Origin of the sequence: Algoriphagus vanfongensis DSM 17529 (genome assembly GCF_000429465.1) — a bacterium.
GTDB classification, from domain to species: Bacteria; Bacteroidota; Bacteroidia; order Cytophagales; family Cyclobacteriaceae; genus Algoriphagus; species Algoriphagus vanfongensis.
Map to the genome: position 1 here is coordinate 224,562 of NZ_AUBX01000016.1, position 22,506 is coordinate 247,067.

21 protein-coding genes are annotated in these 22,506 nt (G+C 44.2%); 10 read left to right on the top strand and 11 right to left on the bottom strand.

All coding sequences use genetic code 11. From position 1 onward, the window contains the following. Nucleotides 1-3: 3 nt before the first annotated feature. The 3 genes from G460_RS0116330 to G460_RS0116340 all read right to left on the bottom strand — a co-directional run bounded on the left by G460_RS0116330 (nucleotide 4) and on the right by G460_RS0116340 (nucleotide 3,631). Nucleotides 4-1,374 carry a TolC family protein gene (locus G460_RS0116330; protein WP_245578744.1) on the bottom strand — a complete coding sequence of 457 codons (1,371 nt, stop codon included), beginning with the start codon at nucleotides 1,372-1,374 and terminating at the stop codon, nucleotides 4-6. 72 nt (nucleotides 1,375-1,446) lie between these two features. After that, complete coding sequence (locus G460_RS0116335; RefSeq protein WP_026956373.1) at nucleotides 1,447-1,908, bottom strand: GbsR/MarR family transcriptional regulator; 462 nt, start codon at nucleotides 1,906-1,908, stop codon at nucleotides 1,447-1,449. 436 nt (nucleotides 1,909-2,344) lie between these two features. After that, nucleotides 2,345-3,631 (bottom strand): amidohydrolase, encoded by a 1,287-nt coding sequence (locus G460_RS0116340; protein ID WP_026956374.1) that lies wholly within the window; start codon nucleotides 3,629-3,631, stop codon nucleotides 2,345-2,347. Nucleotides 3,632-3,846: 215 nt separating this feature from the next. Between G460_RS0116340 and G460_RS0116345 the strand changes: the two genes are divergently transcribed. From G460_RS0116345 to dnaN, 6 genes are all read left to right on the top strand, one after another. Continuing rightward, a complete protein-coding gene (locus G460_RS0116345) occupies nucleotides 3,847-4,545 on the top strand; it encodes an SDR family oxidoreductase (protein WP_026956375.1) in 699 nt (232 codons plus the stop codon). Nucleotides 4,546-4,560: 15 nt separating this feature from the next. Beyond that, entirely contained in the window at nucleotides 4,561-5,343 is a 783-nt protein-coding gene (locus G460_RS0116350) for a haloacid dehalogenase type II (protein ID WP_026956376.1), read from the top strand. 167 nt (nucleotides 5,344-5,510) lie between these two features. Beyond that, nucleotides 5,511-6,416 (top strand): gliding motility-associated ABC transporter ATP-binding subunit GldA, encoded by a 906-nt coding sequence (gldA, locus tag G460_RS0116355; protein ID WP_026956377.1) that lies wholly within the window; start codon nucleotides 5,511-5,513, stop codon nucleotides 6,414-6,416. Further along, nucleotides 6,413-7,132 carry a gliding motility-associated ABC transporter permease subunit GldF gene (gldF, locus tag G460_RS0116360; protein WP_026956378.1) on the top strand — a complete coding sequence of 240 codons (720 nt, stop codon included), beginning with the start codon at nucleotides 6,413-6,415 and terminating at the stop codon, nucleotides 7,130-7,132. The genes gldA and gldF overlap by 4 nt, the downstream gene beginning before the upstream one ends. Further along, nucleotides 7,129-8,817: a gliding motility-associated ABC transporter substrate-binding protein GldG gene (gene gldG, locus G460_RS0116365; protein WP_035464554.1), complete on the top strand. Its 1,689-nt coding sequence runs from the start codon at nucleotides 7,129-7,131 to the stop codon at nucleotides 8,815-8,817. Before gldF ends, gldG begins: the two co-directional genes overlap by 4 nt. A gap of 191 nt (nucleotides 8,818-9,008) precedes the next feature. Beyond that, the gene (dnaN, locus tag G460_RS0116370) at nucleotides 9,009-10,133 is read left to right on the top strand and encodes a DNA polymerase III subunit beta (protein ID WP_026956380.1); all 1,125 of its coding nucleotides are present in this window, start codon (nucleotides 9,009-9,011) and stop codon (nucleotides 10,131-10,133) included. 154 nt (nucleotides 10,134-10,287) lie between these two features. Here the strand turns inward: dnaN and G460_RS0116375 are convergent, their stop codons facing one another. From G460_RS0116375 to G460_RS0116385, 3 genes are all read right to left on the bottom strand, one after another. Next, nucleotides 10,288-10,812, bottom strand: coding sequence for a hypothetical protein (locus tag G460_RS0116375; RefSeq protein WP_026956381.1), 525 nt, complete (start codon nucleotides 10,810-10,812; stop codon nucleotides 10,288-10,290). 132 nt (nucleotides 10,813-10,944) lie between these two features. Continuing rightward, on the bottom strand, nucleotides 10,945-11,169 hold the full coding sequence (locus G460_RS0116380; RefSeq protein ID WP_026956382.1) for a VF530 family protein: 225 nt from the start codon (nucleotides 11,167-11,169) through the stop codon (nucleotides 10,945-10,947). Between the two features lie 42 nt (nucleotides 11,170-11,211). Then, nucleotides 11,212-11,610 (bottom strand): VOC family protein, encoded by a 399-nt coding sequence (locus tag G460_RS0116385; protein ID WP_026956383.1) that lies wholly within the window; start codon nucleotides 11,608-11,610, stop codon nucleotides 11,212-11,214. Nucleotides 11,611-11,675: 65 nt separating this feature from the next. On the opposite strand from G460_RS0116385, the gene G460_RS0116390 reads away from it, so the two are divergent. After that, nucleotides 11,676-12,833 carry a DUF4221 family protein gene (locus G460_RS0116390; RefSeq protein ID WP_026956384.1) on the top strand — a complete coding sequence of 386 codons (1,158 nt, stop codon included), beginning with the start codon at nucleotides 11,676-11,678 and terminating at the stop codon, nucleotides 12,831-12,833. A 41-nt stretch (nucleotides 12,834-12,874) separates the two neighbouring features. Here the strand turns inward: G460_RS0116390 and G460_RS0116395 are convergent, their stop codons facing one another. The 4 genes from G460_RS0116395 to G460_RS22015 form a co-directional block, all read right to left on the bottom strand. Next, nucleotides 12,875-14,671: a serine hydrolase gene (locus tag G460_RS0116395; RefSeq protein WP_026956385.1), complete on the bottom strand. Its 1,797-nt coding sequence runs from the start codon at nucleotides 14,669-14,671 to the stop codon at nucleotides 12,875-12,877. Between the two features lie 11 nt (nucleotides 14,672-14,682). After that, a complete protein-coding gene (locus G460_RS0116400) occupies nucleotides 14,683-15,045 on the bottom strand; it encodes a glyoxalase/bleomycin resistance/extradiol dioxygenase family protein (RefSeq protein ID WP_026956386.1) in 363 nt (120 codons plus the stop codon). Between the two features lies 1 nt (nucleotide 15,046). Beyond that, entirely contained in the window at nucleotides 15,047-15,994 is a 948-nt protein-coding gene (locus G460_RS0116405; protein ID WP_026956387.1) for a TIM barrel protein, read from the bottom strand. Between the two features lie 157 nt (nucleotides 15,995-16,151). Beyond that, nucleotides 16,152-17,666 carry a Gfo/Idh/MocA family protein gene (locus tag G460_RS22015; protein ID WP_035464558.1) on the bottom strand — a complete coding sequence of 505 codons (1,515 nt, stop codon included), beginning with the start codon at nucleotides 17,664-17,666 and terminating at the stop codon, nucleotides 16,152-16,154. 125 nt (nucleotides 17,667-17,791) lie between these two features. On the opposite strand from G460_RS22015, the gene G460_RS22020 reads away from it, so the two are divergent. Both G460_RS22020 and G460_RS0116420 read left to right on the top strand, forming a co-directional pair. Then, entirely contained in the window at nucleotides 17,792-19,447 is a 1,656-nt protein-coding gene (locus tag G460_RS22020) for a sulfatase family protein (protein ID WP_245578745.1), read from the top strand. Nucleotides 19,448-19,534: 87 nt separating this feature from the next. Next, the gene (locus G460_RS0116420; protein ID WP_245578746.1) at nucleotides 19,535-20,632 is read left to right on the top strand and encodes an alpha/beta hydrolase family protein; all 1,098 of its coding nucleotides are present in this window, start codon (nucleotides 19,535-19,537) and stop codon (nucleotides 20,630-20,632) included. Here the strand turns inward: G460_RS0116420 and G460_RS22025 are convergent. Continuing rightward, nucleotides 20,624-21,424 (bottom strand): glycoside hydrolase family 25 protein, encoded by an 801-nt coding sequence (locus tag G460_RS22025; RefSeq protein ID WP_051316083.1) that lies wholly within the window; start codon nucleotides 21,422-21,424, stop codon nucleotides 20,624-20,626. The genes G460_RS0116420 and G460_RS22025 overlap by 9 nt on opposite strands. A 215-nt stretch (nucleotides 21,425-21,639) precedes the next feature. On the opposite strand from G460_RS22025, the gene pyrF reads away from it, so the two are divergent. Further along, on the top strand, nucleotides 21,640-22,458 hold the full coding sequence (gene pyrF / locus G460_RS0116430) for an orotidine-5'-phosphate decarboxylase (protein WP_026956389.1): 819 nt from the start codon (nucleotides 21,640-21,642) through the stop codon (nucleotides 22,456-22,458). The last annotated feature ends 48 nt before the right edge of the window (nucleotides 22,459-22,506 follow it).

Consider the following 22,506-nt stretch of genomic DNA (forward strand, 5'->3'; position numbering starts at 1 on the left):
TTTTTATAGTGTTAGGTTTTTGATTTTGCCCTGCGCATTCAGGATTTCCAATTGGGCTAGGCGCACTTGGATGATTTGATTGTTGTAGTTGCTTTGTGCTTGTCTTTCTGTCGCTTCAGCTTCCAAAAGATCAGTCAGAGGACTGAGGGCTTCTTTGTAAAGCAAGTTGGTCTCCTGAAGTACATCTGTGGCCAAGGCCAGGTTTTCTTCCAGAGATTCCAAAGTCTGCAATGAACTGTAGTATTTGTTGATCGCACTTTGATATTCGAGGTTGGCACCATCTTCTGCCTGCAATCTATCCAGATGCAACTGGGCTGTTTTCACTTTGGACTGAGCGGCTTTGTTTCTAGTTTGGAGTCCGTCAAAAATCGGAATCTCTAGTTTCAAGCCGAAAAGAAACCCTTGGTACCAGCTTTTGGAAGTGCTCAAGAAATCAAACTCCTGAGAGAAGGCACTTTTGTTGAAATCAGCGAAGCCGACCAATTGAGGTTGGTTTTCGGCCTTGATATTCTTGTACTCATACTCATAGAGTTGCTCTTGAACATCGAGGATCTGCATGTCTTTTCGATCTGAAAGGATCAATTCGCCGATTTGGAAGTTTTGAACTTCCCGATTCATATCAGCCACGGATTTGTCCAGATTGATCGGAGTGTCTACCGGGATACCCATCACGAGCTTGAGGTAGCCTTCCCTTTGGAAAATGGATATGTCTAGGTTTTCCAACTCAGATCGTACAGAAGTCAGATTTACTTTGACTCGATTGTAATCTACCTTTCTAGCCAGGTCATTTTCGTATTGAGCCTGAAGGATTCTCTCCAAGCCCTCCAGCTGATCAATAGTGGCCAAAAGCGTCTCTCTCTGTAGCTGCAGCTGAATAGCACTGAGGTAGTTCATGGCGATCTCATGGATCACATCTTCCTCAGACTGCTCAGCCAAAAGGCGGTAAAATTCCTCTCCGGTCTTGGCAGCTTTCAATCCGATCAAATAGGAATTGCTATAGATCAATTGGTTGAGCTGGAGGCCTGCTTTCAATGATTGTGGCACACCAAAAGCGATGACATTGATGTCTGAGGGATCACCTCCGAAAATGCCTCCGCCAGGAATGGCTTGAGGAAATACGTCGATGAAATTATTGTAATCTCCATAGGCAGAGAGCTGAGGTAGCCCTGCGCCGCGGATTTCATTGCGCTGATATTTGGCCTTGTCTTCATCCAAAAGAGCCTTTTGATAGGTTCTGTTGTTTTCCAAGCCAATTTTGATGCTTTCCTTCAGCGTCAGTGTTTCTGGGAGTACCAGTTCCTGATCCGCTGTCTGGGCATAGGTCAGTCCGGATAGAAGGACCGCCATAGAAAAGACTAGATACTTTTTAAGCATGGTTGTAAATAATAGTTGATTTAGATTTGTATTGTTAGTTCTGTAAAAAAAGAACTAATGATTGAAATTTTTTTAGGAATACTTCTTTTTGAATCGCTCGAAAAGGGAAGGGACTTCTTGTTTGAAGAACTCCAGAAAATTGGAGAAGTCTTTCATTTTGCAACAAAACTCGGAGCCTTTGTCATTTCTTTCTTTGAGAACTTCATCTACGAATGTTTTAATTTCGGCAATGTGTAGCAGGTCTCTTTCAAACTCCACTCTCCAGTCGTTCACTTTCAATTTAAAGTATCGTTTTCTGTCTCCGGGCTTAGTGGTATAGATGACTCTCTCTTTTGCCTGAAGAAAAGTCAAAGCATTGCTGACGGCACTTTTGCTGACTCCCAGTAATTCTACTATTTCATCAAAAGTCGCTTCTGCATCCTCATGAACCAACAGAAGTCCGATGATTCTCCCCACCAAGGGCTGCATGCCTTTGTGCTCGTGGAAAACCCCGATTCTTTCAATTAATTCTCTTTGTTTTTCGCTTAGCGTCATAGTTGATTATTCTTGGCTTGCTGGAATAACGGGACAAAGATATAAAAAGTTTTGTTTGTTCTGTAAATAGAGAACCAAATTTAATTAAAAATAAAAAGGGGCTAGTAAGTTCACTAGCCCTTTTTCCTCTTTGTAAGCCCATTACTTATTGTCTGAAAATCTGGAGGGAGCTTTGATTTGGACAAAGTCCCTCCAAAATCTACTTATTAAACCATTTGTCGAAAGTTTTGGATGATCAAAACAATTGCTTTGATTCCTTCTGGACAATTATCAGAATTTCAATCTCTATGCCAAGTGCCTAGAAAGTGTTTAAGGGTAGATTTCCCGAAAAATAAGTGGGGAATTAGGGTGCAAGTTGGGGAGGGATCTGGACGATTTGGGCAAAATAAAACCCGGAACCTGCGAGGCTCCGGGCTTTATCGTATGTATAATGTGCCTATTGATGCTGATCCATATAGTCCACTACGAAATAACTCAATGCTTTCATGCCAAGTGTAAACCCACCTTCGTCAATGTAGAAGCCAGGAGTATGATGTGAGGGTGTCTTCGATGGATCTCCTCCTTTTTTCATCCCACCAAGATTGATAAATAGTCCCGGTTTTTCTCTTTGGAAAAAGCTAAAGTCTTCAGCTCCGGTGACCGGCGGCATATTGATCACATTGTCATCTCCAGCTGCTGCCTGAAGTGTAGGGAGCATTTGGGCAGTGAGCTCTGGATTGTTAACCGTAGATGGGTAGAGTTTATCGATTTTGAGATCCACTTCAGCACCTGCGCTTTCGGCGATGTTGGTGACTATTTCAGTGATTCTTTTGTGCACCAGAGCCTGCTGCTCATCTCCGAATGTTCGGATCGTACCGATCATTTCTACTTTTTCGGGAATGATATTATGACGAATTCCCCCATGGATAGCTCCCACCGTTACCACCGCAGGGTCTTGGGTGATGTTGACATTTCGGGAAAGAATGGTCTGTAGTCCCATGACAATTTGGGAGCTGGTCACGATAGGATCTATGCCTGACCAGGGGGAAGCTCCATGTGCTTGTCTTCCCGTCAGCGTGATTTCTAGATTGTCCACAGCTGCCATAGCCGGCCCAGATCTATAGCCGACTTTCCCGACTTCCATTTGGGAGGCAATGTGCAAGCCGAAAATAGCATCTACATCTTCCATGACTCCCTCTTTGACCATCAGTTCTGCACCGGCGATCTCCGCATCAAACACACCTTCCTCGGCAGGTTGAAAGAGAAATTTGACATTGCCCGCGAGATCATTTTTCATACTGGCCAAAACTTCGGCTACTCCCATTAGGATCGCCACATGCGTGTCATGTCCGCAGGCATGCATCACGCCAGTTTCCTGACCATTGTAGGTGGCAGTGTTGACAGACTTGAAGGGCAAATCATTTCGCTCCGTGACCGGCAAAGCATCCATGTCGGCTCTGAGTGCTACGGTAGGTCCTGGCTTGCCTCCTTTGAGATAGCCTACGACTCCGGTGACAGCTACTTCCTCGGTGACTTCTATGCCCAATGACCTTAGGTGGTCTGCTATCTTTTTGGCTGTGCGAAACTCCTGATTTCCCAATTCGGGATGCATGTGAATGTCTCTTCTCCACTCGATGACCTTAGATTCGATCTCGTTGGCTTTTTTGTCGATGTCTGGCCGTAGTTTCGTCTGTCCAAAACTGACTCCGCTAACGAGAAAGAGTGGTACTAGTAGTTTTTTCATGGGATAATTTGGTTGGTGTTGGTATTTACTTGTTTTGGCAATTTAAGAGAAAAACCAGCTTTTGGTCCAGACGAATTTAAAAAAGGCAAGATCCCGAACCATTTTGGATAAAAGTGATTTTAAAGAGACAGAAGACAAGTCAGAAGTCTAGAGTTTGAAAGCTGAAGAATTGAGGGAAATAAATTTTGTAATCGAAAATTAAAATCAACAACTATATGGAACTGAATAATAAAAAAGCAATCGTAACAGGTGTCAGCAAAGGAATCGGGCTGGAGCTTGTGAAGTTACTTTTGGAAAAGGGAGTAATTGTAGCAGGATGGGGCAGAACCCGACCGGAACTTGCTCATCCCAATTTCCACTTTTTCACCTGTGATGTTTCTAAAGAAGAATCTGTCGAAGGAGCTTTTCAGTTGACAGTCGAGAAACTAGGGGCTGATATCCGGATTTTGGTGAACAATGCAGGGTTTGGTGTAGCTGGCGAGACAGAGACTTTCTCATCTGATGATTGGAAGGCTATGTTTGACACGAATGTGCACGGGATCTTTTATACTACCAAGCGCGTGATCGCTGCTATGAAGAAAGCAGATGAAGGTCATATCATCAATGTGGCTTCGATCGCGGGATTGAATGGAGTTAAGAATTTTGCAGGCTATGTGGGAACCAAGCATGCTGTTCGCGGAATTTCACATTCCCTGTACATGGAGCTTCGGGATTTTGGGATCAAAGTATCCACGATTTATCCAGGCTCTGTGCAGACTAATTTTTTCGATGACATCGAGGGTATGAATGCTCATGAAAACATGATGCGTCCAGTGGATGTAGCGACTTCCATCGTGCAGACTTTGGAGACACATCCCAATTATTTCGTAGCAGATGTGGAGTGTAGACCTTTGAGACCAAAAGGGAAGGCGTAAGAAAACAAGTTCACTATGAAAAATAGAAGAAGATTTATTAAAAGTTCCTCACTGATGGGGATTGGCGCGATGTCGATGCCCCACCTGACGCAGGGTGGAGGCCTCCAATTTCATAACTCTGAGTCTCCCAAAGTGCTTTTTTTTGATGTCAATGAGACCTTGCTGGATTTGACCGCAATGCGTGAAAGTGTGGGCAAGGTGCTGGGAGGAAGAGAAGACCTCTTGCCTTTGTGGTTTACGACTATGCTTCAGTATTCTTTGGTCATGACTGCTGGGAGACAATATGAGGATTTTGGAATAATCGGTGCGGCAACCTTGCAGATGGTAGCCGCAAACAATGGAATCAACCTAGATGAAAAATCGGCTAAAGATGCCATAGTAGGTCCACTTAGGTCACTTCCTCCTCATCCGGAGGTCAGGGACTCACTCAAAAACTTGAAAGATGCAGGCTATAAAATGGTTTCATTTACTAATTCTTCCAATCAAGGCGTAAAGACACAATTTGAAAATGCCGGGCTTTTGGAATTTTTTGACGAAAGACTAAGTGTAGAAGATATTGGTAAATACAAGCCTGATGCAGATGCTTATGACTGGGCGGCCAGAAAGATGAAGGTCAAAAAAGAAGAATGCATGCTAGTAGCAGCTCATGGTTGGGATATTGCCGGGGCGCTTTGGGCAGGTTGGAGAGGTGCGTTTATCAGCAGGCCTGGAGCGCAGTTATTTCCTTTGGCACCCAAACCGGAGTTGGCAGAAATCAACTTAAGCCTCATCTCAGAAAAACTCATAGCCTTGAAATAACTTTTTGGTGATTGAGTTCTATACCTTATGATTTGACCTGCACATGAGTTTTTGAGTAGCAATATTTGCGTATCGAGTGGCATTCCCTATTTTTGCCCTAGACCTTCTCAACCGGGTTTTTGCCCATGCCATGCGGGTGAACTCCCGGTTGGTCTCTTTTCCAGCCTATGTCTTTAGAAGTTTCCCAGTTATGTAAAAATTACGGTTCGCAAAAGGCCCTCGATGAGGTTTCTTTTACCGCCGTCCCTGGGAGAATCTTGGGTTTTTTGGGTCCAAATGGAGCAGGCAAGTCCACTACGATGAAGATCATTACTGGTTTTGTGCAGGCTGATGGAGGCGCGGTGAAAGTAATGGGAAAGGATGCTTTGGCACTTCCCAAAGTAGTCTCGCCATTGATCGGGTATCTACCGGAGAAAAATCCGCTCTACCAGGATATGTATGTCAGAGAGTTTTTAGCTTTTGCAGGGGGGCTGTATGGTCTCAAAGGAGCGGTTTTGAAAAATCGCTTGGCCGAAATGCTGGAGAAAACTGGCTTGCTTCCCGAGCAGCACAAGAAAATTGGGCAGCTCTCCAAAGGGTATCAGCAGCGCGTTGGCCTGGCCAAAGCTTTGATTCATGATCCCCAAGTGGTGATTTTGGATGAGCCTACGACGGGGCTAGACCCCAATCAACTCGTAGGAATCCGGAAGCTCATCCAAGAAGTGGCTGCTGAAAAGACACTCATTTTGTCCACTCATATCATGCAAGAAGTGGAAGCTATCTGCAAAGATGTGGTGATTATTAATCAGGGCAAGGTAAAGGAAGTGGCTTCACTCGAGGACTTGCAAAGTCGAGGAAGTCTAAGTCAATTGAGTCTGGAGACAGAAGAAGACTTGGATTTGACTTGGTTTGAGAGTTTGGGTGAAGTGCAGTTTGGGACAAAAGGTAAAAGTCATGTGCTGATCCGGGTAGAAGATGCTGGGAAGGCCCGGAAGGCTGTGTTGCAGGTACTCCAGGCCCGACAGCTCAATCTGATTTCTCTTCAGCAAAGCAAAAGAAATTTGGAAGACCTTTTTAGAGAAATTACCCAATGAAAAGCCTGTTCCTCAAAGAAATCAACGCCTTCTTTGGTAATCTTTTGGGTTACCTGATTTTGGCGCTTTTTCTAGTGGCGATTGGATTGATTGTTTGGGTTTTTCCTGAATCCAGTGTATTGGATTATGGATATGCGGATTTGGAGCCGCTGTTTACCTATACGCCTTACGTCTTTACATTTTTGATTCCGGCCTTGTCCATGAGGGCCATCTCAGAAGAAAAAAGAACTCAAACTTGGGAGTTGCTTCAGACGTCTCCGCTTTCTTTGTTGGAGATCGTGCTGGCAAAATACTTAGCCTTGCTGGTTTTGGTTCTATTGGCTTTGCTCCCCACCTTATTATACTACTTCAGTATCCTCCAGCTCGGCGATCCGATAGGGAATCTGGATCAGGCAGGTTTTTTTGGCAGTTGGATTGGTTTGCTGATGATAGGAGCTGTCTTCGGTGCTGTCGGAATTTTCTGCTCCTCTCTGACATCTCAACAGGTGGTAGCTTTCGTGCTCGGAGTGTTTTTTTGTTTCGTATTGTACGTAGGATTCACAGCTTTGGCAGATTTGCAGCTGGGGGATGTTTCCTACTGGATAGAAGAGTTGAGCTTGAGTTATCATTATACCAATCTTAGCCGAGGGGTGGTAGATTCCTCAGATGTGTTTTTTATGCTGGGGATGATCTGGTTGTTTCTGGGGCTGTCGATTTTAGTATTGAGAAAAAAATGAAAAACTTCTCAAACCATATCGTCAAGTCACTGGGACTTCTTTTTGGAGGACTACTTCTCTTTGCAGTTTTGGCGCAAGTTCTTCATTTCCGAATAGATCTGACTGAAGAAAAACGCTATTCGCTTCATCCAGCTACAGAAGAAGTGCTATCGGGACTTGAGGAACCGATTCATGTGGAGATATTGCTGATGGGGGAAAATCTCCCCGGAGGCATGAGACGCTTGCAGCGCTCTATTGAGGAGACCGTCCGGACATTTAATTCCTATAGTCCAGAGAAGATTACGTATTCTTACTTCGATCCCTTGAGTTTGCCTGAATCAGAGCAGCAGGAGTTTGTCGTGCAGCTGACTGACTATGGAATCAATCCTACCAATCTCTATGTGAGACAAACCGGTGGGCAGCAGGCTCAATTGATTTTTCCTGGAATTTTGGTCTACAATCAGGATTTTGAGACAGGAGCATTGATCCTCAAAGGTGAGAAGGGAATGGGAGAAGATGAGATTTTGAACCAATCCATCGAAAATCTGGAGTTTGAGCTGAGCAATGCAATCCGAAAATTGACCAGAAAAAATACCGGGGCGATCGCCATGCTGATCGGCCATGAAGAGATGAGTGAGGACGAAGGCTATGGAGTAGTGGAGGCTTTGGATGGGGATTTTGAGATATTCAAAGTGCCATTGGAGCAAGCTAGAACTGTTGCTGATCTTGTCAATTTTGAGACAATCCTAATTCAGGGGCCGAGGGCCTCGTATACAGAGAGGGAGGTCTACCTGCTGGATCAGTATGTCATGCAAGGTGGCAATCTGGTTGTGCTGAGTGACGGCGTAGCGGTAGATGTAGAGCTGGCAGGAGGTGAAGGGACACTAGCCATGCCTTATGATAATGGGTTGGAAAATCTGCTTTTCAAATATGGTGTGCGAGTCAATAAGGATTTGATCCAAGATCTGAATTTCGGGTACTACCCGGTGATGGGAGGTAATTTTGGGAATCAGGAACAAATCGTGCCGATGCCTTGGCCGTTTTATTTCCAGTCTAGTCAAATGCAGCATCATCCGATCACTAGGGGACTGGATGTGGTCTATTTTAGATTTGCCAGTAGTCTGGATACCGTGATGGCTCCGGGAGTTAGCAAGACTCCTCTGTTGTTTACCTCCCGACTTTCCAGGCAACTGAATGCGCCTGTTCGTGTCGCTTTTAGTGATATGGAGCAGGAGCCAAACACGCAGCTATATGATCAGCCCAATTTGCCTTTGGGTTATTTATTGGAAGGTGAATTTACTTCCCTTTATAAAAACCGTTTTCTGCCTGATGGATTTTCCCAAGAAGAATTCAGAGAGTCTGGGACAGGTCGCGTAGTGGTTTTCGGTGATGGAGAGCTTTTCCAAAGTCAAAAAGATCCACGATCGGGGGCTATATTGACTTTAGGTGAGGATCCCTTCAATCAGTTGATTTTTGCAAATAAACTCTTGCTTCGCAATCTGATGCAGTACTTACAAAATCCCGATGGAATCATCGCGAGTAGAACGAGGACTTTTCAGATCAGGCTGCTGAACAAAGCGAAAATAGCTGAACAAAAAACATTTTGGCAAGGCCTAAATGTCCTCGGTCCTGTAGCTGTGATTTTGGGATTGGGAGCCTTGATCTCGGGGGCTAGAGCCAGACGATTTTCGAAGAAAACTAAATAGCCCGAAATTGGATTTTTAGGACCAATAATTTTCCATTATTCCAATTTGCGGCGGTTCTAATTCGATTTTATTTATAAATTTACCCCCATTCCAAAAAGTAAAAACAAATAAGCCCTAGGATATGCAATCGATCTAGACGCTTTGTCTCTTGAAAGATTTCATATGGCCTTCATAAAACAAATCTTAAGCACATGAAATTTATTGTTTCCTCTTCTGCACTTTTAAAGCAGCTATCGGCGATCAATGGTGTGGTGACTACCAATCCAGTGGTGCCTATTTTGGAGAACTTTCTTTTCGAAATCAAAGAAAGTATCCTGACTATTACCGCTTCGGATTTGCAGACTTCGATGATTACCGAAATCAATGTAGAGGCGAAAGAAGACGGAAATATTGCTGTGCCTGCGCGTATTTTGATCGAGACTTTGAAAAACCTTCCGGAGCAGCCGGTGACGTTCAGCATCGATCATGACACCTATGCGGTGGAGATTTCTTCAGATAATGGGCGCTATAGATTGGCAGGTGAAAACGCTACAGATTTCCCTAAAATCCCAACCGTCAGCAATGCGACTACTGTGGATATGTCTACAGAGGTACTTTCCAGCGCAGTGTCCAATACCATCTTTGCGACCAGCTCAGATGAACTGAGACCAGCGATGACCGGGGTTTATATTAATTTGAGTGATACAAACACTACTTTCGTGGCAACTGACGGACATCGTTTGATCAGATACAGAAGAGTAGATGTGGCTTCTTCCAGCCCAGCTAGTTTGATTATCCCTAGAAAAGCTTTGAATCTGTTGAAATCCACATTGCCGTCTGAAAACGTATCAGTCAGCGTGGAGTTTAACCAGTCCAATGCCTATTTCAAGTTTAACAACATCAAGATGATCTGTCGTCTGATCGATGAGAGGTTCCCGGACTACGAAAACGTGATTCCAGTGGAAAATCCAAACATCATGACTATTGATCGTCAGGATCTATTGAGCTCGCTGCGTCGTATCGCGATCTATGCCAATAAGACTACGCATCAGGTGAGATTGAAATTGACCGGTTCTGAGTTGATGATTTCTGCTGAAGATCTGGACTTCTCCAATGAAGCAAATGAGAGATTGTCTTGCGAGCATGATGGAGAAGATATCGAAATCGGATTCAATGCGAAGTTCTTGGTAGAAATGTTGAACAACCTTTCTTGCAAAGAAGTAAGCTTGAAGTTTTCTGCTCCAAATAGAGCGGGATTGATTTTGCCAGCTGAGCAGGATGAAAACGAGGATATCTTGATGCTCGTGATGCCTGTAATGCTCAACAACTACGTATAACACAAACCACCTATAAACAATCGAAGCCCAGGTCATCTGATCTGGGTTTTTTATTGGAAACTCTCCAAGGGTTCAGAACCCTTGGAGGGTTCCTTCAAATTTCGGCTTGTTTATTCTCGTTTTAGGGGGTAAGTCTCAGCGCTCTCTAACCTTACTAAAATCTAAAAAATGCCCCGATTTCATAGCCTACAGAATAGGGCGTGCCAACATCATCTGGAATCTGTGCGTCAGGACTGATATTCTTATAGGACTCACTTAGCCTTATATCAAGTCCGACATCTCCAAAAATGCCTATTTGCTTCGTGATATTAAATTCTCTGCCCACATGGAGGTAATAATATCCCCGCAGTGTTTTGTAATTAGTGGCAGGAGTTACCTGATAGGTAATTGCATTTCTGACATACCATGGTCTTCTGTTGCTAAGGGTAGATGAACCTGCGAAATGGTAGAGAAAATCCACTTGAAAAGAAGTCGAGTTGGAAACTCTATCTTTTTTGCCAATTCCTGGCCAAAATGCCAATCCAAATTGAGATTGGTTTTCTTGGTATCTGGCCCCCAGTTTCCATGAAGTTTTTTTATCGATTCCTCCACGGACTGTCCATTTTGGACTTTCTTGGGCTTGAGAAATAGTAGCTAAAAAGACAAAGCAAAAAAGGGAAATAAAAAATGCCAGTTTCATATTGATAATATACTAGGTATTTTTTTTTCCTAGCTGGTCGGCTTCTTCGGAAGTCGATTTATTTTTCAGTCATGTGGAAACCAGTTAAGGTTCCAATGGATGAAAAAAGGTGATTAATCTTTGATCCGTAGGTTATTTCGAATCCCTCAACATTTTGAGATACAGGCCTTCTACTCGTTCTCTGGCCCAGGGAGTTTTTCTCAAGAAAGTGAGGCTGGACTTGATTGACGGGTTGTGGGTAAAGCAACGAATGGTAATTCGCTCACCGAGCTCCTCCCAGCCATAGTGCGCAACTAATTGTTCCAAAATAGTGTCCAGACGTAAGCCGTGAAGAGGGTTGTTAGGTTGGTGCTCCATAGAGCTTTAAAATTAGGCAAATTTCCTGAGTACTGAGACTGACTATTGCTTAGAGTGAATGGGCTCTATCAAATCCCACAAATTCCCGTATAAATCCTTAAAAACAGAGACGGTCCCATACTCTTCATGGGCAGGTTCTCGGATAAACTCCACACCTCGGGAAGTGAATTTTTCATAATCTCGATAGAAATCATCCGTGTATAAAAACAGGAATACTCTTCCACCGGCCTGAAAACCGACCTGCTTTACTTGGGTTTCATTGGCTGCTTTGGCCAATAGCAGATGACAAGCTGATCCCGGAGGAGCTATTCTCACCCATCTTTTGGTTTCGCTTAGCTGAGTATCTTCCAGGAGTTCAAAGTCCAAAATCTGCGTATAGTAAGTGATGGCTTCATCATAATCTTTAACCAAAAGAGCGATTTGTCCGAGCTGTTGTTTCATTTGTATTGACTAGGAGGATTTTTTTGAAAAAGATTTTATAGTTTACAAGAAACCTTTTCCATTCAATGTCAAAGCTATCGATTCCATTGCTATGTGCACTTTTTATTGTTGGACTTTTTGCCTGTCAGTCAGAGAAAAATGATAGTTCCACCGAGACAAAGACATGGGAATTAGTACCCAGTGGGGAGAAAATTGAAATTGAACTGGATAGCTTGACTGCCAATGTTGCTCTGGCTATGGTATACTATGATGGAGGGGACAGCCCTTTGCTATTCAATGTCAACTCGGACAAAAATGCTCTGCAGATCTATGATGTCGATGCAGGCAAGCTACAGAAGGAGTTGGTGTTCGAAGCAGAAGGCCCAAATGGAGTGCGAGTTGGCTTCTTCCATGTACATAATTTGGACAGTATTTTTATTTTCCCTGAGTGGAGCCAAAAGTTGATTTTGGTAGATAGCGAGGGGCAAATCAAAAATAGAATCGACTATGAATTGCCAGAGAATGTATCAGCTCTTTTTCTCCATAATACTTATTACGTTTCGCCTCCAAAGGTTGTAGATGGGCAATTAATAGCAAAGGCCAGAGGAACAAAACCTCCAATGGATTATTCTCAAAGTGAACTGGATGATCTTCCTGTTTTAGTATCGATTGACCTGACTTCTAAAGAGGTCACTTCTCTCCCATACCATTTTCCGACCGATTATTTCAGTCAGGGTATTAAGATGATGGAAGTGAGTATTGTGCAGGAGCTACATAGGACTGTTTTTTCTTTTGCAGGGGATCATGCGTTGTATTTTTCGGACTCTGGCAATTTGACAAAGAAGGACGGGCCTAGCGCTTTTTTAGATGCCACTCTCCCGGTGTTGCCACAGGATGTGGACGGAAGGATTTTTGCCGAATATGCCTTGACGAAATCCAGATATAGTGATCTGATCAAAGATCCCTACCGTAATGTTCTCTATCGCTTTGCTTTCCCTACAGAGCCAGTCCAGTCTGAAGAGGAATTGAGAGCCTTGAGAGAAAATCCAAGATCCTTTATCTTGATGGTTTTTGATGAAAACTTAGAGTTATTGACTGAAAAGAAGTTTGACGCAGGAACTTACTATCCGAGCAATTCTTTTGTGGGAGAAAAGGGTTTGTATTTGTCCACCAGTAATTCCCAAAATCCTGAGATCAAAGAAGATTGGATGGCTTTTGAATTGATAGAGCTAGTTGGGAAGTGAGCTGTTTCAGCTTTCTGATTTTAGCCTTCTGATTTTTCTAATTATTCTTTTCTTTCACCTCGGAATGTCCCATTTGGCTGGATAAAATTGACAGCGAATATATCTCCATCTTTCTCTTCAAACTTGATCTTAAATCCTTCCAGAGCTTTGAGGTTAAACTCATGCCCACCTAAATAGACCAATTCGTATTCGGGCTGTCCTGGGACAAAAGCATACAATTTTTCCTCCTTGATGTAGATTTTGACTTCCTGAACTCCCATCAGAAGGTAAGCCCCCTCATATTTTTTCAGATCATCTTCGCTGACTTCCACGGTTTTGGGAGTTCGCTTAAACTCGATAGGGTCCAGTGCCGGTTCGAATGCTGCCTTCAACCCTGAAATATCCCCCGTCATATTGCTGACAAACTGGAATTTGAAAGGATTGTCCAAGTTAGGTTCTCCCTGATATACCAAAATCATATCAAAGACATCGTAATGCTGATGTTTTAAAAAACCGCCATGTAGTCCCGTCTGAACGAAGAGCGTGTCATTTTTGAGTTCGATTTCCATCTTTCCATAGCCCGGATGCTCATAAGAACCGGTGTAGTCAAAGAGAATATGCGAAGGCTTGGTATTGGAAATAGCCGTAGAATCTGCTTGTTCTTTGGCTTTTGCCTGAGCCTCTCGCGCTTCGCTCATTCTTTTTACAGTCTCTTCGAGCCACTTGCCATCTTCCAATTCCAGCATGTAATCTGCCACGATATTTCGGACTACTCCCGGCAGAGCTGATCCATTTTGATTGGTTAGTACCATGATGCCGAGACTATCTGTGGGAAAGAAAGAAGCGGAAGCCGAAAATCCATCAATATTGCCACCATGCTCGACTCGGTAATGTCCGCGATAGGAGGAAAGGAACCAGCCATATCCGTAATTGGAGAAATGAGCGTCTGGATGTTCTTTGGAAGGTGTGCCTGAGGAAACGACCATTTGGGCGCTCATCGCTTCTTTGACATAGTCTTCGGGGATGATTTGTTCGTTCTTGAACTTGCCTCCATTGATCCAAGTGATGAGCCAGTTGGACATCTCTGTGACGCTGGAATTGATCGCGCCGGCAGGACCCATGGCGGCGATGTTATAGTAATCCATTTTGCTGGTTTTCCCTTCCAGATCGACGGAATAGCCAAAGGATTTGTCTCCGTCTTTCTCCATGTCAGGAATCCGGAAATTGCTTCGGGTCATTCCCAGTTTGTCAAAAAACAGTTCTTGCACATTTTCCTCCCAACTTTTCCCTGTCAGTCTTGCACCGATCTCTCCCTGAAGGAAAAACATCCAGTTGTTGTAATACCATTGTTGGCGAAGTCCGGTGAAAGGAGCTTGATGGGCGATTCGCTCGATCAATGCTGCTCGGGATTCCGAAGGGAACATAAACCAAGAAAGATCATGTCGCGGCATCCCTGTGCGGTGTGCCATAAGGTCTTTGACAATGATTTGCTCGTTCATCCAGTTTTCTTTGAAGCGAAGCTCAGGGATATATTTTCCGGGTCTCTCATCAAAGTCGATTTTATCATCTTTTCTCAGGACTCCCAAGACTGCAGATGTGAAAGCCTTGGAAGATGATCCGATGGCAAAAAGGGTGTTTTCAGTGACGGGAACTTGATTTTCGTAGTCTTTGAATCCAAAACCTTTGGCGAAAAGGATTTTGTCCTGATCCACAATAGCCACAGCAAAACCGGGTGCTTTGAGCTCGACACGTGCTTGTTCGAGTTTTGCTTCGAGTTCTTTGAGTGATTTGTTGTTGCTCTGTGCATTTGCAGAAATGCTGGTCAAAATTGTAAAGAGGAAAACATAAAAGTTTCTCATAGATGGTTTAGTTAGATTGTTTCGACAAAAAAGATTGCGTTGTTATTTAAATCGTAAAGACCGAATTCGTTAGTCCCCCAAGGAGTGTTGAGTCGAAGTTTTTCCGCTCCAATACTTCCATTTACTACCAAAGATTCAAAATAAGGATGGATGTTATTGACTAATATTCTGACTACGGATCCACCAAGTAAAGGGTCTTCTGGAGTGTCAGCATGCCATTGAAGATGAAGTGTCAGGGATTCAAGTTGAATCCCTGCATACATATCATCTCCGAATAATTTATGAAATCCCAAAGTTTTCTGATACCAGTCCAAATCCCTAGCAATATTTTGAGAGGGCAAAACCGGGATGGTATTCAAAAACTCTGTTTTCAAATCACCTTTCATTTTCCAGCGTCATCCGGACATTTTCCAGGTTTCTGCGAATCTCCTCAATGCTTTCCCATTCACGACCGTCTTCGCCATGCTCTATGCCGACATAGCCATGATAGCCATGAGCCAAGACGATTTTCATCATTCGGGTGTAGTCGAGCGGATGCTCTTTTCCATGATCATCCCAGACCACTGGTTTCAAGGAGACTCCCTTAGCTTTTGGCATGAGTTCGTCTACACCTCGGTAGCTATCGTAGCTGAGTATTTGATCGCCTTCGGCATGCATTCTGAAGTTGCCAAAATCTGGCAAAGTGCCTGCTCTAGGATGGGCTGTTTCTTTGATGAGTTCGGCGAGCCACTTTCCATTGGAAGAGTAGCCTCCGTGGTTTTCGATGATGACATTGATGTCATAATCATGGGCGAATTCGCAGATTCTTCTCAAAGTCGAGCTACAGACATCGATGGCTTCTTTTTCCAATTTTGCATCTTGGCTAAATGGTACAGCAGTATAGGCATTGATGCGAATGGAATGACAACCCAGGAAGTTGGCCGCCTCAACCCATTTTTTATGGTTTTCGACAGTCTGCTGTCTTTCTTCGGGTTTGGCAGCGCCTAGTTGACCCTCTCCATCTACCATGATCAAGACTTGGGTGACTCCTTCACCGTCTGCTCGAGTTTTCATCTCCTGAAGATAGGCTTTGTCTTGGGCCTTGTCTTTGAAAAATTGATTGACATATTCTACAGCATCTATGTTATGTTTCTTGGTCTCAGTGATGAAGTCCAAATGGGTCAATTTTCCGGCAAAAAGCGGTCGAAAAAGTGACCATTCTGCTAGGGAGATTTTGTATAGCGGATCTGCATTCCCTTTTCCAAATGAAAATTGGGGTAATCCCAGGCCGATGGCAGCTGCTGCCAGGCCTGAGTTTTTGAGAAAACTTCTTCTTGTTGACATAGGGTTTAGGTTAATGGTTAAAAATTGGTTGTTATTTTATTTCAATTCAAGGAAACTCAGCTTTTAGGTATTTAGAGAGAAGTGGAATTTCAGATTTCTCACTTTAGCCTTCATCTTTCAAAGATCTGCTTACGGATCGCTGAAACTGCCTACTCAATTAAATCTCCCACCCAGCACGATACTCTCTTGTAAGGTACTGGTTGGCGGTCTCATCATTGGTGATTTTAATCAGATTTGCGTCAAAGTCTACTTTCTTGCCCGCACGAAGAGCGATTGCTCCTAAATTGATCGTGTCTGTGATACAAGTGGCTCTTGTGAAGCTTCCTGGAGTCTGCTTCTTTTCAAGCATGGATTCTACCCAAGAATCAGTCTTTCTTTCTACTTCTCTGGAGTTGATTCTTTCTGAATCTCTACCTGCCATCATTTTTGACTCGGGAAGCAAAACTGGGTCTTCTCCTCGGAAACCTCCCAAAATTTTGCCTTTGGTCCCTACGATCATTAACCCTTCTTCGGGAGTGTCTTTTCCATCCAGTTCCAGCTCTTCTGGAGCAAAAGGCTTCATGCCTCCATCGTACCAAAAAAGGTCAAAAGCTGGAAGATTCGCCTGCTCGGGGAAATTCCATTTGATCGTGCAGCTTGCAGGGAAGGCAACATCATTTTTGACCCACTGATACACCTGATTGATTTCCTCCCGAGTAGTAGTGCCAAAAGCTCTTGCCGAAACCGGACTCTGGTCGATGCCAAGTGTTTCAAAAAGCGGAAAAAGACTATAATGCCCCATATCTGCGACCGAACCACCCCCGAATTCATACCATCCTCGGAAGACATTGTGTGTGTAGTTTTTGTGATAAGGCATGTCTGGTACTGGACCTAGCCATAGATCCCAATTGAATCCATCCGGAATAGACATAGGAGGGCTTGGTCTTTTGGTCCATTGCTGCCAAACGGGGCGATAGGACCAGTTGTGGATTTCTTTGAGTTCGCCGATGAGCCCCGCATCCATCCAAGCTTTGATTTGTCGGTATTCTGGCCGGTCTGACCAGGCGAGCAAGTGTGTGACTACTCCACTTGATTGGGCCTTTTCGATCACTTTTCTTCCTTCGAGTAGTCTATTGGAAATGGGCTTGTGAGTGACTACGTACATTTTTTGATCCATAGCTGCCAAAGCGATGGGAGCATGGGTATGGTCAGGAGTCATGATTTTGACAGCATCGATGCCTGATTCTTTGGCTATAAGCTCTCGAAAGTCCTCATAGCTTTTGCAGCCTTTGTAGCTTCCTGATACGCTATTTTGGGCATAGTATTTTTCTACATATTCCTGACCGACATCTCTGCCTCCGGGGATTCCCGGCTTGCCCTCCCACCAGGAGTCGTCGCCGATCGTTTGACGGATGGAGTCCCTGATGCCATAAGGTGACCAATCAATATAATCTGTAGAAAATTTATTGGAGTCACAGACTGCGACCACTCGGACTTTTGGGTTTTGCAAAAGTCCTCCCATTTCTCTCAGGCCCTGAGTTCCGCAACCGATGTTGGCTACAGCTAATTGGTCAGAGGGAGGAATTTTTCCTAGTCCAGCGATGACATGGGATGGGACGATGGTGAAGGAAGCGGCAAAAGTGGCGGCTGAGGATAAAAATTCTCTTCGGTTGAGTTTATCCGGAGGATTCATAGAATAGTTTGGGTTTTGTATAGAATTGAAGTTAAGCAGGATGGTTCAGTAAAACAATATTTGTTATTTTAATGCGGAATGATTCATTTATTCTGAAATTACCATTTTTAAACCCGATCTATCCCATGATGCCCCGAATAAATCCAGTGATTGTTTTTTGTGTGCTGATCTTCAGTGTTTTTTTGTTTGGCTGTCAGGGAAAAGAAGAGGAAGCACCGCAGTCTATTGACTTTCCGACTCGTCCCAATATCGTTTGGATAGTATGCGAAGATATGTCTCCGGAGCACTTGGAGAGCTATGGGGGTACAGGAGGAAAGACTCCTTTCTTGAATCAATTGGCTGCCGAATCTCTGCAATATGAAAATGCTTTTTCCACAGCGGGAGTTTGTGCGCCGAGTAGAGCAGCTTTGATCACCGGAGCCTATCAAACATCTATCGGAGCCATGCATATGCGAACCACGGGTATGTCAGAGTCTGCCAAAGATGCCTATCCTCCGGGCTACAAAAACTATTCTGCCATCTTGCCCGAAGGGATGTTTCCCTATCCGATTTATCTCCGGCAAGCGGGCTATTATGTGACCAATAATTCCAAGGAAGACTATCAGTTTAAAACTCCCGTGATGATGTGGGATGATAGTAGTCCTAGAGCTCATTGGAGAAATCGAACTAATCCGGATCAGCCTTTTTTCTCTATTTTCAATTTTACCACCACCCATGAGTCTCAGGTGTGGGCCAGAGAGGGAAAGGACAGCTTGCTTGTGGATCCAAAAGATGTAGTTGTACCGCCAATTTATCCGGATGATTCATTGACACGAAGGACATTAGCGCGATTTATTACCAATGTGATGCGAATGGATCAGCAAGTCGGGGAGGTGATCGCTCAGCTGAAGGAAGACGGCTTGTATGACAATACCATCATTTTCTTTTATTCCGATCATGGGGATGGGATGCCTTATTTCAAAAGAGAAGTTTACGATCGTGGACTCAAAGTACCCTTACTGGTCAAAGCTCCATGGCTGGAAGCTGGGTCAACAACCGAGGAACTGGTGAGTTTTGTGGATTTTGGTCCGACGGTACTTTCATTGGCCGGAATCCAGATACCTGAGACGATGCAAGGTCAAGCATTTTTGGGGGCTCAAAAGGCGAACCCCAGAAAATATGTCTATGCTGCAAGGGATCGCATGGATTCGGAATACGATCGAGTGAGGGCGGTTTCGGATGGTCGCTTCAAATACATCCGAAATTACATGCCGGAGAAGCCCAACTATCAAAACATCCGCTATCGGCTACAAAACCCTTTGATGGGGCACTTGCTGAATTTGCATGAAAAGGGCTTGCTGACTCCTGAGCAGGAGCGTTGGTTTGATGAGTCCAAACCCGAGGAAGAATTGTATGATACCCAATCAGACCCTTGGGAGTTTGTCAATGTAGCCGAAGACCCAGAATATGAGGAAAAGTTGCTTGAAATGCGCATGGCAATGGACGAGTGGATGATCCAATTTGGAGATAAGGGTAGCCTGAATGAAGTGGAAATGGTCCAGGATTGGTGGGGAGGTGAAGATTCCGCTCCTGTCACTGCAATGCCAGAAGTAAGTTTTCAAAATGGAAAAGTAAGCTTGAGTTCAGAAACTACAAGTTCGCTGTTTGGGTATAGAAAATCCACGAAAGACCCTTGGCAAATCTATAGTCAGCCATTCAAATGGAATGCTGGAGATTCTCTTTATGTCAATGCCCATCGGATAGGATATGGTCCTAGCGATATTTCACTCATAGTCCAATAAACGCCAACTTTTATGAAAACCTTGCTCAAGTCAATCTTTCCAATTCTGATTTTTTTGATTTCAACATTAGCTTTTTGCCAGGAATCCATGCTCTGTCAAGGCGCCTATTGGGAAGAGGACGAAGCAAATGCTTTTATGAAAGAATGGGCGAGCATGTGGACGACTCAGGCGGATTGGGAAAAAAGAGCGGACATAATTCGCGAGGGAATCGTCAAGGGGATGAAGCTCAAGCAAATGCCTGAAAGAACTCAGGAATTCAATCCAATCATCCATAGTGCCAGAGAAATGGATGGCTATATCGTGGAAAATATTGCCATAGAGAGTTTTCCCGGCTTTTTTATCACTGGCAACATTTATAGGCCTTTGAAAAAAGAGCCTTTTCAGCGAAGTCCGGCGATCTTAAGTCCACATGGGCATGGAGAGGATAAGCGCTTTTGGGAGGATGTCCAACATAGGGCGGCGGTTTTGGCACGGATGGGAGCGATTGTTTTTGTATATGATATGGTAGGATATGCCGACTCCAAGCAAGTGACGCACAAGATGCCGATCGCTTTGACCTTGCAGACTTACAATTCCATACGCGTATTGGATTATTTGACATCAAGAGATGATGTAGATCCGGAGCAGATAGGAGTGACAGGTGGTTCGGGAGGGGGAACACAGACTTTTTTGATCACGGCTCTGGATTCTCGAGTCAAAGTGTCGATTCCTACAGTGATGGTTTCGGCCTATTTCTTCGGTGGATGTGTCTGCGAAAGCGGAATGCCGATTCACAAAAGTGAGCACCATCAAACCAACAATGTAGAAATAGCAGCTTTGGCAGCTCCGAGACCAATGCTATTGATTTCCGATGGTGGGGACTGGACTAAGAATACTCCGAGAATTGAGTTCCCGTATATCCAGCGGGTTTATGCGGCCTACGGCGCCGAGAGCAAAGCCGATAATGTTCACTTGCCAAACGAAAGACATGATTATGGCTACAACAAGCGGACTGCGGCTTATAATTTCTTTGGACACTATCTGGACATCAATCCTAGCAGAGTTCCCTATAAAAATGGATACGATGAAAGCTTTGTGACGATCCTGACACCGGATCAATTAAGAGTTTTTGACGCTGACCATCCGATTCCATCACATGCTTTACAAGGGGATGAGGCGGTGATCAATTACTTGAACTTAAGGTAAAAGCATTTGCTCCAAATCGGTTTGGTCACCTCGCCAGATATTGAGATCGATCTTTTCCTTGATTCCAGCCAATTTTCCCTTCTCAGAAAACTGCCAAATGAGCCATCCATCTGTTTGTGGCTCGCGGATCAAATTGTAGTTAGCCACCCAAATGGGGTAACGATCAAAGCCCTGATCGTGCAGCACCTCCCAGAAAAAGCGATCTCCGGTATAGATGATCGGTTTCACGCCATAGTGCTCTTCTACGATTCTTAGCCAGTTTTTCAAGCCTTCTCGTAACTTGTCTCTGGACTGGATAGTGCTGTGTTTTTCTATGTCTAGGACTGGAATCAAATCGCCTGATCTGAGTTTTGCGGCCTTGATAAAGTTCTCGGCTTGTTTGGCGCTGTTTTCATTGGGACGATAGTAATGATAGGCTCCTCTTTTCACAGGCAACGCTTGAAAGCCCTCCCAATTTTGCTGAAACCGGCGATCGACTCCATCATCCCCCATAGTTGCTCGAACAAAAACAAACTCAACTGGATGCTCTTCAAGCTGAAGTTGCAGACCGGCAAAATCAATTTTCCCTTGATACTCGGATACATCTATCCCCAAAATACCTCCAGGGAAATTTCGAAAGGCATGTTGGACCTTGAGTTCTTCGGTCAGACTAGGGGAGCTTCTGAGGTATGAGCTAAGGTGAAAGCGAATATCCTTTGAGAATCGCACGACCATAGTAATAGAGCCTAGGACAGCGAGCCCTATGACTACTAAAGGAAGAGTCCAGTTTTTAGATTTTTTCTTACGGGGCATTGCAGGGACAAAAATGGATATTTTTTCTTTTCAATGATGAGGGTAAATTGCTCTATTCCTATGGAATTGAGTTCTAGTTTCTTCCTCTGGGTGCTTATTGGCTTAGCTTCAGCGCAATGATGGTTACTGGCTTTCATAGGCAGTTTCCAGAATTTTCACTTCCGGCTAAATGGAACTTAACCTGAATGTTTACCTTTGTTGAAAATCCCATTTCAATGAATAGAGCAGAGCTGTTTTCCCAAATCCAGAAAAAATCTTCGTTTTTATGTGTAGGACTTGATCCGGATTTGACCAAAATTCCAGCTCATTTGATGAAAGAAGAGGATCCAATTTTTTCTTTCTGCAAGCAAATCATTGAGCAAACCGCAGATTTTGCGGTAGCATATAAGCCAAACATTGCATTTTTTGAAGCACTTGGGCCGAAGGGCTGGGAGACATTGCAGAAGGTCCTGGAGGTAATACCAAGTGATATTTTCACTATTGCTGATGCCAAAAGAGGAGACATCGGGAATACTTCCAAGCTATACGCCAAGGCATTTTTTGAGACAATGGATTTTGATTCGATTACGGTGGCTCCCTATATGGGTGAGGATTCAGTGACGCCTTTCTTGGAATTTGAAAACAAGTGGGTCATTCTGTTGGCTTTGACATCCAATGCAGGATCTCAGGATTTTCAGCTGATCCAAGATGCTCAGGGGAAACCACTCTACCAAGCTGTTTTGGAAAAAAGCCAAGAATGGGGAAGTCCTGACAATCTGATGTATGTCGTGGGAGCGACGCGTGGCGAACTTATAGGAGAAGTAAGAAAGACTGCTCCGGAACATTTCTTCTTAGTGCCAGGTGTGGGGGCTCAGGGTGGGAGTTTGGAAGAAGTGGCCCGTTATGGCATGAACTCCACCTGTGGCCTATTGGTCAATTCCAGTAGGGGGATCATCTACGCTTCTTCTGATAAGGACTTCGCGGCTGTGGCCCGTCAGGAATCTCAGAAGCTGCAAGAAGCCATGAAAGAATTGCTAGAGCGGTACCTTGGCTAAAGTGATTTTTTATATTTCTTAGTATTTTCTTTGAGTTCCTTCTTGAAA